The organism is Marvinbryantia sp. (assembly GCF_047017445.1).
In the GTDB taxonomy this organism is placed as follows: domain Bacteria; phylum Bacillota; class Clostridia; order Lachnospirales; family Lachnospiraceae; genus Marvinbryantia.
The window spans coordinates 53,242-63,544 of record NZ_JBKXTT010000022.1 but is presented as its reverse complement, the minus strand read 5'-3'; the positions used below and the strand labels follow the sequence as shown (position 1 = coordinate 63,544).

The 10,303-nt window shown below is 44.3% G+C and carries 7 protein-coding genes; all 7 read left to right on the top strand.

All coding sequences use genetic code 11. The annotated features are described in order from the left end of the window. The first annotated feature begins 102 nt into the window (after nucleotides 1–102). The 7 genes from ACLU9Q_RS18395 (at nucleotide 103) to ACLU9Q_RS18365 (ending at nucleotide 10,014) form a co-directional block, all read left to right on the top strand. On the top strand, nucleotides 103–1,329 hold the full coding sequence (locus ACLU9Q_RS18395; RefSeq protein ID WP_412625809.1) for a helix-turn-helix transcriptional regulator: 1,227 nt from the start codon (nucleotides 103–105) through the stop codon (nucleotides 1,327–1,329). Continuing rightward, complete coding sequence (locus ACLU9Q_RS18390) at nucleotides 1,326–2,573, top strand: ABC transporter substrate-binding protein (RefSeq protein ID WP_412625808.1); 1,248 nt, start codon at nucleotides 1,326–1,328, stop codon at nucleotides 2,571–2,573. The genes ACLU9Q_RS18395 and ACLU9Q_RS18390 overlap by 4 nt, the downstream gene beginning before the upstream one ends. A gap of 99 nt (nucleotides 2,574–2,672) precedes the next feature. Continuing rightward, complete coding sequence (locus ACLU9Q_RS18385; RefSeq protein ID WP_412625807.1) at nucleotides 2,673–4,022, top strand: extracellular solute-binding protein; 1,350 nt, start codon at nucleotides 2,673–2,675, stop codon at nucleotides 4,020–4,022. Nucleotides 4,023–4,095: 73 nt separating this feature from the next. Beyond that, nucleotides 4,096–4,974, top strand: a complete 879-nt coding sequence (locus ACLU9Q_RS18380; protein WP_412625806.1) for a carbohydrate ABC transporter permease — start codon at nucleotides 4,096–4,098, stop codon at nucleotides 4,972–4,974. Nucleotides 4,975–4,984: 10 nt separating this feature from the next. Continuing rightward, complete coding sequence (locus ACLU9Q_RS18375; protein WP_412625805.1) at nucleotides 4,985–5,806, top strand: carbohydrate ABC transporter permease; 822 nt, start codon at nucleotides 4,985–4,987, stop codon at nucleotides 5,804–5,806. Between the two features lie 12 nt (nucleotides 5,807–5,818). Continuing rightward, on the top strand, nucleotides 5,819–9,001 hold the full coding sequence (locus ACLU9Q_RS18370; RefSeq protein WP_298513140.1) for an alpha-mannosidase: 3,183 nt from the start codon (nucleotides 5,819–5,821) through the stop codon (nucleotides 8,999–9,001). Continuing rightward, nucleotides 8,998–10,014, top strand: coding sequence for a zinc-binding alcohol dehydrogenase family protein (locus ACLU9Q_RS18365; RefSeq protein WP_298513142.1), 1,017 nt, complete (start codon nucleotides 8,998–9,000; stop codon nucleotides 10,012–10,014). Before ACLU9Q_RS18370 ends, ACLU9Q_RS18365 begins: the two co-directional genes overlap by 4 nt. Nucleotides 10,015–10,303: the final 289 nt, after the last annotated feature.

Sequence of the window (10,303 nt, the reverse complement as noted above, 5' to 3'; positions counted from 1 at the left end):
AAATAATGCGTCGGGAGGCTTTCGCTTCCTTTCGCATTTAATATTATCTTTTCCGCAGGTTATTCAGATTTTGAATATGCAAGAAGAGCGCTGAAATTTCAGGTGTTGGATTATTTATTGAAGCCGCTGGATGCGGAAGAATTTTTAAAAAATCTGGATGCGGTTGAGGCCCGTATTTCTAATATTCGCAGTTCACATGTGTCGGTAGAGCAGCTGCTGGCGAATTATCTCGCGAATAAAGGAGAGAAGGCGACAGATGAGCAGTTGTTGAGTGAACGCCTTCATGTAAATGAAAAAACAGAAATTACGCTGTTTTTGATATCGCCCCGTAAGATTTTTGCAGAGCATATCAAAGAGTATGGACGGTGTCTGGAAGAATTGATGAGAAGCTTATGTATTGAAAATGCGCATGTTTTCCAGATCCCGGGTGAAAAACAGATTATGGCGCTAATTGTTGGTACTGAAAAAAATAGAAGTCTGAAAAACAGATTTGCTATGCGGATACTTCCGGAGCTGGAAGAAATCGGGGGTTGTACATGTGTATATCAGCGCATTTATGGAATCAGAAGCCTGGTAGACGCTGTAGCATGCATGAATGAAATGCGGTCTTTTGCTTTTTCTCTGCCGGAGCACACAATTGTCGACCGGGAAAGCGTGGAGTCTGTTAAATACAGCGAACTGGCATATCCGCAGAGTCTGGAAAACGTAATTATCCGGGAAATGAGGAGCGGTCACCGGGAAAAAATAGATGTATTTGGAAAAAGCTTTATCGAAGAAATTATTAACAGTGAGGCGGAACCGGATGTAATGAAGGAGTATGCGATCCGTCTGATTGCCAATGTCCTGCATGTAGCAAAAGAGATGAAAGAGTATTTTGCACAGGAAGAGAATATTAAATATTTTGTGGAAGCGGTGATTTCCAGCGAGACAAGAGGAGAAATGCGTTATCAGCTGGAAAAGTTTTTCCACACTATTGTGCGGGAACAAAAACAGGAGCTTGAAGTTGAAAATGGGATTGTTATGAATGCGATTTCGTATATAAGGGAGCACTATAGCGAAGAAATCGCGCTTTCTGATCTGGCAAGAATCTGCCGCGTGACGCCGGAATATCTCAGCAAAATTTTTTATAATGAGACGGGAATTAATTTCAGCCACTTTCTTCAGAACTTCCGGATCAGTATTGCGAAGCGCATGTTGCTTACGGAAAACTGTAAGGTATACGAAGTGGCAGAAGCGGTTGGATTTCACGATCAAAAATATTTTGTAAAGATATTTAAAAAATTATGTGGAGTGACACCGTCGGAATACAGGAGGGAATACAAACCGTGAAAATAAAGGGAATCTTTTTTCTGCTGATATCGGGGCTGCTTGCGGCTCTTATTCTTGTATATCTGACCTTTCAGAGCGGGAACGGCAATCGGTACGAACGAACAGAAAATAGTACAAGCGTTATCCGGATACTTGCATCTTATGAGCTGAAGAGCGAACAGGAGCTGTTAAATAGTATTGCAGAGCAATATGAGCGGCAATGTGATGGAGTAGATGTGCAGTTTCAATGGATTGACCGTGAAAATCTGAAAAAAGAAGTTTGTCTCAGCGTGGATGTAGGAAAACAGCTTGACCTTGTGATATGCAGTAATAGAGAAGTGACCGGACTGATGGATATGGAAGTGCTGCAGGAGGTTCCGGAAGCGCTTGCTGACCGGGAGTTTCGGGAAACCCTGCTGTATCCGGAATTATGGAAAGAGTTCAGTGATGAGGGCAAATATTATGGAATTCCATTTACACTGGATCCATATGTATTGTTCTGTAATACAGTCTATTTTGAAAGAAAACAAAGCGCATATCCGCAGACCTGGGAAGAATTGCTGGATATCTGCGAAAAAACAGGCGAGACAGGAATATCCGGTCTGGGGTTTGGCGTGAAAAGGACAGGGGATGCAGCCGATTTATTCGATGCCATACTATATACTTTTGACGGAAATTATTATGCGCTGGATTCGGAAGGCGGAAAGAATACGCTGGAATTACTGGATATATTAAAGAAACGCGGGTGTATAAATAAAAATGTGGTTAATTGCACACCAACGGATGCCGCATATGAGTTTGCTGAAAGAAAAATGCTGATGCTGTTGGCTCCGCTTAGTATCCGGGGTTGTCTGGAAACAAAAATGGAGAGTACAGAATTTCGCATTTATCCTATACCGGAAGGTGTAAAAACCGGACATGCTGTAACCGGGAATGCAATTGGTATTTTAAAAACTGCCGGCACACAGGCTTCCGATTTTCTGCAGTTCTTATTTGAAGAGAATAACCGCAGAGAAATTATAGAAAAAACCGGTACTCTGCCATTATATTTGTCGGAAGCAGAAATTTCACTTTCAGATGATGTACAGATTCTGGATGATATATTCAGAGAAAAAGGAAGTGTTCCGGGAAGTAATTCTAATTGGTTTGAAGTCAGCAGCATTCTGGCAGCTTACCAGTATAATATTCTGGTTAAGCGAAACGTGAATGCAGACAGTCTTCTTTCCGGTCTTCAGGATGATGTGCGTGTTGCAATTATGCGTTGAGTTTAAAATAGTATCCTTTTTTTAAAATAGTAGAATATACAGACAGGATACAGTTTTGCTACAATGATGTCACCATAAAAACAAAGGAGAAGAGAGATTATGAAACGTAAATTAATGAGTGCCCTTCTGACAACAGCAATGGTTTCCGGCATATTTGCGGCCGTTTCTGTTACTGTTTCAGCAGAAGGCGAAAAACAGAAACTGACAGTGACTTTTAAGGATGACGGACAGGGGGAGAATCATCCGTGGTATGTATGGATTAACAGTACATACGAGAACTGGGAGCTGAAAGATCAGTATGAACTGGAGATTGCTCCGATTACAGGTTCCGAGTCGGATTATTACACAAAGGTAGCTTTGCAGCTTGCAGACGCAAATACCTGCCCGGATGTTGTATTTGAAGATACTTTCCAGCTTCCAAATGATGTAAGTGCAGGATATCTCGCAAATCTGGATTCTTATCTTGCAGATTATGAAGCGTGGAACGACGGCACTTATTATGATTCAATGAAAGCAGGTTCTATTGCAGCAGATGGCGCTGTATATGGCGTACCGTTCTGCACAGATACAAGAGGTATTTGGTACAATAAGGAAATCTTTAAGCAGGCGGGGCTCCCGGAAGAGTGGCAGCCGGAGAACTGGCAGGATATTCTGGATGCATGCGCTGCAATTAAGGAAAATGTTCCGGATGTGATTCCTTTCTGGTGCAATTCCGGTGTTGCAACAGGAGAGGCAACTTCCATGCAGACTTATGAGATGCTGCTTTACGGAACAGGAGAAAAGCTGGTTGATGATGACGGAAAATGGATTGTAAAGAGCCAGGCGATTCAGGATGTCCTTCAGTTCATCAGCGATATTTATACAAACGGCTATGGACCATCACTTTCACTGGTACTGAACGGACAGGCTACCAATACAGCAAGAAGAGAATATCTTCCGCAGCAGAAACTTGCAATCCTGATGGACGGTGCATGGATCAGCTCGAACTGGACAGAGAATGGCGCTGCTCCGTGGGCAGATTATCAGAGCATTATGGGATTTGCAGCAATGCCGAAGCAGAACGGAGGCGGGACAGTAACAATGTCCGGTGGATGGACACTTTCTGTACCGGAAGCTTCTGATGAAAAAGATGCAGCGTTTTCCTTCATTAAAGAAATGATGGAGCCGCCTGTATATACACAATCTGTGATCGCTCAGGGGAACATCGTTACAAGAGCAGATGCAGCGGAAGATGAAGAATACAATGCACAGCCGTTTAAGGCAGAAGGTACAGCGCTTCTGGAAGGTGCTTTCTTCAGACCACAGAATGAACAGTATTCTGTTGTAACAACTTATATTCAATCTATGGTTGAGTCGGTTGTATCCGGCGGAACACCGGAAGATGCAATGGCTCAGTACGCTTCTGATGTAACACGTACAGTTGGAGAAGAAAACGTAGTAGAAAAATAAGTTCGTCTATGCGTGGAGCGGCAGTTTTCGGACTGCCCTCCACATTTTTTATGAAAGGATAAGGACTATGCTTGTGAAACAAAAATCAGGGATTGTCGATGAATTGAAGAAATCCGTTTTATTGCTTCCGGCCGTCATTGTGCTGTTATGCTTCTTTGTGGTTCCGATCATACTGACAATCTATTATTCATTTACGAATCTTGCACTGAGCGGGTCAAACGCCCAGAACCTGCAATTTGTTGGATTGGCAAACTATAAAAGAATGTTTACAGACCCCAGTACAATTACCAGTATTAAAAATACGCTGATTTTTCTGGTGGGAAGTCTGGCGGGACAGACGATACTGGGATTTCTGATCGCTTATTTTATGAAACAGAAATCAAGAGCTTTCCGGAGTGTTGTCGGACCATGTTTCCTTGTCGGATGGGTTATGCCGGAAATCGTTGTGTCATTGTGCTTTATGGCGTTTTTTAAAGAGAACGGGACGTTGAATGCGGTTCTCGGAGTAGTTGGAATCCGAAATATTTCGTGGTTATATGAGCATCCGATGCTCTCCGTTATTATTGCCAATGTCTGGCATGGCATGGCATTTTCTATGCTGAATTTCCAGTCTGCGCTGGATAATGTTTCTGGTGATATTGAAGAAGCTGCAAGAGTGGATGGTGCGAACCGGCTTCAGGTACTTGGATTCATCACAATACCATGTATCAAGGATACGATTGCTACGAATATCATGTTGAATACACTTTCTACCCTGGGAGTATACGGTCTGATTTATGCGATGACCGGAGGCGGTCCGGCAAATAAAACAACGACGCTGCCGATTTATATGTATAATCAGGGCTTAAAAGGTATGCAGCTTGGATTCGGTACCGCGATTGGTATGCTGATTCTGTTTGTTGGCGTTATCTGCAGTATTATTTATACAAAGCTGCTGCGTACGGAAGATTAGGAGGGATATTATGGACAAAACAAGAGTGAACCGATTACATTATATTGTTTTATCTTTTATGGCGCTTACCTTCCTGCTTCCGCTGGTCTGGCTCGTAATTGCCTCATTTGACCCAAATGCGAGTGATGCATTGAAAATTCCGGCATCTGTAACACTGGGAAATTATATAAGTGTTATTACCAATACGGATAATTTAAGAGCATACGGTATTGGCTTTATTATTTCTTTTGCAGAATCCTTTCTGGTAGTGGTTCTGGCGGCATTAGCGGCATATCCGCTTTCAAGATACCGTCTGAGCTATAAAAAGGTGTTTATGAATGTGATTCTGTTTATGACAGCGCTTCCAATGATTGCCGTTATCGTACCGGTGTACAAAATGTATCTGAACCTTGGCATGCTGGACAGTCTCTGGGGCGTCATTTTGTATCTGGCAGCTTCCTCGCTTCCATATGGGATCTGGCTGATGAAGAACTTTATGGATGCAGTTCCGGCAGAATTGGAGGAGGCTGCGTGGGTTGATGGAGCAACAACAATGAAATCTATTACAAAAGTTGTTCTCCCATTGATGTTTCCGGGAATCTGCACGGTATTTATCTACACATTTTCTAAGAGCTGGGGCAACTTTTTCGTTCCGTTTATTTTGCTCAGTTCCATTGATAAATTGCCGGCATCTGTGAAACTGTATCAGTTCTTCGGACAGTATGGACTGATTGACTATGGTCCGCTGGCAGCATATTCCATTATTTATACACTGCCTTCTATTTTATTGTACGTTCTCTCACAGAACTATATGTCTAAGGGCTTTAGTCTGTCAGGAGCGGCGAAGGGATAAAGGAGATATAGAATGAATCAGATAGATGCTTTTGAACTGGAGCGAATCAGTCAGGCAATATCCGATCTGAAAGCTTGTACGATTTCGCATGTTATCATTCCGGAAAAAATAAAATACCGTGCAGGGAAGATGGAGCCGGAACGGGAGAAAGAACTCGTCGATTTTTATCCGTTTGACAGTTGGGGAGGATTTGATGAGTACGGGTGGTTCCGCTGTGAATTCACTGTTCCGGAAATTTATGAGGGACGTTCACTGTGGGTTGAAATATCGCAGGATAAGCGCGACTGGTACGCCCAGAATCCTCAGTTCCTGCTCTGGTGTAATGGAGAGCCAATGCAGGGCATGGATATTTATCACGAAGAGTGCATGCTGCGGGAATGTGCCAGAGCAGGAGAAACTCTGTGCCTTGATTTTGATGCATGGTCCGGCATGTCGATCAGAGACAGAAGCTGGAGTGATAAGGAAAACAGAAAGGGAATGTTTTCAATCCGTTTTTATTCCGTAGAACCATTGATAAATAAGCTTTATTATGATTTGAAAACCCCATATGAAGCAGCAAAATATGTGGGACGTGAGAGCGATGCGGGGCTGAAAATCGTGGATGCGCTGACAGCGGCAGTGAATGCGATTGATATGCGTCAGCCGGGAAGTATGCAGTTTTTTGCGTCCGCAGAGTGTGCGGAGAAAATTCTGCAGGAAATGCTGTATGCGGATGGAGAATCGCTGAATGCCATCGCAGCAAGCATTGGACACACGCATATCGATGTAGCATGGATGTGGCAGTTTTCACATACACGGATGAAAACACAGAGAAGTTTTGATACGGCTTTAAAGCTTCTGGAAGAATATCCGGAATACGTGTTTATGTCATCACAGCCGCAGCTTTACGAATATCTGAAAGAAGCGCAGCCGGAGCAATTTGAAAAGGTGAGAGCGTATGTGAAAGCAGGACGATGGGAGCCGGAGGGTGGTATGTGGGTGGAAGCAGACTGCAATCTGACCTCCGGAGAGAGTCTGATTCGCCAGTTCTTAGAAGGAAAAAGGTATTTCCGGGAAGAATTTGGATCAGATAATAAGGTTTTGTGGCTGCCGGATGTTTTTGGATATTCGGCGGCGCTTCCGCAGATCTGTAAAAAATGCGGGATAGATTATTTCATGACCACGAAAATCAGCTGGAATGAGGTGGATAAAATTCCGTTTGACACATTTTTGTGGAAGGGAATCGACGGTACGGAGATTCTGACACATTTTGCCCCGGCAAAGCAGTTCGATGCTGTGAATTATAATCCATTTGGCTTTGCAAGAAGTCCGCATATTACGACCTATAATGGAGTGTTGGAACCGGATTACGTAATGGGCGGATGGAAGCGCTACAGTCAGAAAGCGCTGAATACGGAATTTTTACTGCCATATGGATACGGAGACGGCGGCGGCGGTACAACCAGGGAAATGATTGAAAAAGGAAGGCGCATGGAGCGCGGTATTCCCGGTTGTCCGAAAGTAAAGTTTTCTACTGTTCTGCAGTTTTTTAAGGAGCTGGAGGATCAGGTGATAAACGAGAAAAAGCTGCCGGTATGGAACGGGGAACTTTATCTGGAATTCCACAGAGGCACATATACGACGGCCGGAATTATAAAGCGGCTGAACCGAAAAGCAGAAAATCTTCTGCAGTGTGCAGAATTTTTGATGTCGGCAGCGGAATACAGTCAGAAAGGATATTGTTGGGATAAACAGGAATGGAGAAAAGCGATTCGTGCATTTTTGACCAATCAATTTCACGATATTTTACCGGGTTCCTCTATCACGGCAGTATACGACGATGTGAAAGGTATTTACAGGGAGATATTCCAGGTATTCCGGAAAAATGCGGAGGATGCACTGGAAGGGCTGATGCAGGAGGTTCCGGAAGGAAAACTGGCAGTGATCAATACACTTGGCTTTTCCAGAAACGGAAAACTGGAATTTTCCTGTCAGTCGGAAGCGCCGGTTCTTAGATTAAACGGGGAGGATGGAACGTCGTTCTATGCGCAGAACGCAGGGCAAAACTCTTATGTGACCAGTATCAGGAATGTACCGGCGGGAAGTATCAGTCTATTTGATGTGCAGGAAGTGCAGAATGAGACGGAAAATCCATGGAAATGGGACGGAGAGACTATCGAAAATGCGTATATCCGTGTAAAATTTGCAAATGACGGAACCCTGGAATCTATATTCGATAAGGAAGAACAGCGGGAGGTTTTATCTGCGCCTGCTAATGTGCTGGAAACATATGAAGACAGACCGTATCAGTATGACGCGTGGGAGCTGAGTCCGTATTACCGGGAAAAGATGTACTGCTGCAGCGATCTTACTTCCTCGGAGCTGGTTGAGATGGGGCCGGTCAGAGCATGCGTCCGCCAGAAGAGAAAGTATTTATCCTCTGAAATTTGTCAGGATATCTATTTTTATAGTGACAGTAAAAGAATTGACTTTCACACAATTATAGAATGGAGAGAAAGCCACATTTTGCTGAAAGCAGCATTTCCGGCAGATGTTTTGGCAGACCAGGCTACTTATGAGATTCAGTTCGGTACGGTGCAGAGACCAACGCATACGAACACTTCCTGGGATGCAGAAAAATTTGAGACATGTGCACAGCGGTTTGCAGACTTATCGGAGCCGGACTACGGCGCAGCGCTGCTGAATGACTGTAAATACGGATACGATATTCATGATGGTGTGATTCGTTTAACGCTTCTGCGCTCACCGTCTTTCCCGAATGATATTGATAAGGGAATTCACGAATTTACGTATTCATTTATGCCGCATAAAGGGGATTACCGCAGGGCGGAAATTCAGAAGGAGGCGTACGATCTGAACCGGCCGCTTATCAGCGCATGGGGAAGCGGAAAAGAAGCAAAGAAAGCAAAGAAGCCTGCTTACCAAGCGCCGATGGTTTGTGATTGCCCCGGAGTATTTATGGAAACATTGAAACCGGCGGAGGACGGTGACGGGCTGATCGCGAGATGCTATGAAGGCTTTGGATGCAGGCAGCACGCAGATATGAGAGTCATACCGGGGTGGTGTGTAACAGAGTGCAACATGCTGGAGGAAGAACTTGAGGGGGAAAAAGGAAAGAGGAATAATTTTTCCTGTATGTTCAGACCATTTGAAATCAAGACGTTTAGAATAATACCTGTGGAGGAAGAAAAATGAAACAGATTAAGCTGGTAAAGCCGTGGGAGATTATCCTGGAAGAAGGGGAAATGCCGGTACCGAAAGAGGGAGAGGCGTTGATAAAGGTAAGATCTGCCGGCATCTGCGGTTCAGATATTGGGGCTTTTCGGGGAACGAACGGACTGGTAAGCTATCCAAGAATTATCGGACACGAGATTGCGGGAGAAATTGTTTCTATCCCGCAAAATGAAAAGGGGCTGAAGGCAGGTGATAAGGTAATTCTTGATCCTTATCTGTACTGTGGAAAATGCTATCCGTGCAGCATTGGGAGAACAAACTGCTGCACAGATTTAAAGGTGCTTGGAGTACATGTAGATGGAGGATTTGCAGAATATTTTACTCATCCCGCCGATATGCTGGTTCCGGTACCGTCGGATATGCCGTGGGAATTAATTCCGCTTGCAGAACCGGTTACGATCTCGCTTCACGGAATTCATCGTGCAAAATTAAAGGCAGGCGAACACATTGCAATAAGCGGGGCAGGACCGATCGGTCTTCTCGCGGCAATGATAGCGCTCCATTATGGCGCGCAGCCGATTATGATTGATCCGGTGGATGAAAGACTGGAAAAAGCAAGAGAGCTGGGAGTAAATTATACGGTAAATCCGGCAAAGGAAAACCTTCTGGAAAAAGTGAAGGAGTATACGAATGGCAGAGGACCGGAAGTGGTGATGGAAGCATCCGGAGCACAGTCTGCTGTTCGCAGTGCAATCGATATGGTATCCAACGCCGGAAGAGTGATTCTTACCGGCTGGCCCAAAGCAGCAACGGAACTGGACACTGCAATGTTTACGAAAAAAGAACTGGATATCCGTGGAGCGAGGACAAGCGCCGGAGAATTTGAAGAAGCGATTGATTTGATTTATAACAATAAAATCAATGCGAAGGCAATTCTTACGAAGGTAATATCTATAGAAGAGGTGCCGGAAACGGTAATAGATATAGAAAAAAATCCGGGCAGTTATTTAAAGGTAAATGTCTTAATGCAGTGAAAATACTGCTCTTGAAAAAAGCTCCCCGCTTTGCAGTGAGTTGAAAGCATTCACTGCCGGGCGGGGAAATTTTAATCGTCCTGCCTGCCGGGCGCACTGCTGTAACGCAAAAGCTTTGATACTCCGGGAAGTAAACGGGTATGATAAGGAGTACTATTTCTGGGACAGAAAAATGTTACAATCTCGCCTGAAAAAGTGAGAAAAACGTTACAAACAGCTGTTTGAGGTGGATCTGAGCGCACTTCCGTAGATAAAATTGAGCCGTCCGGTTAATCCGGGCGGCTCAGAC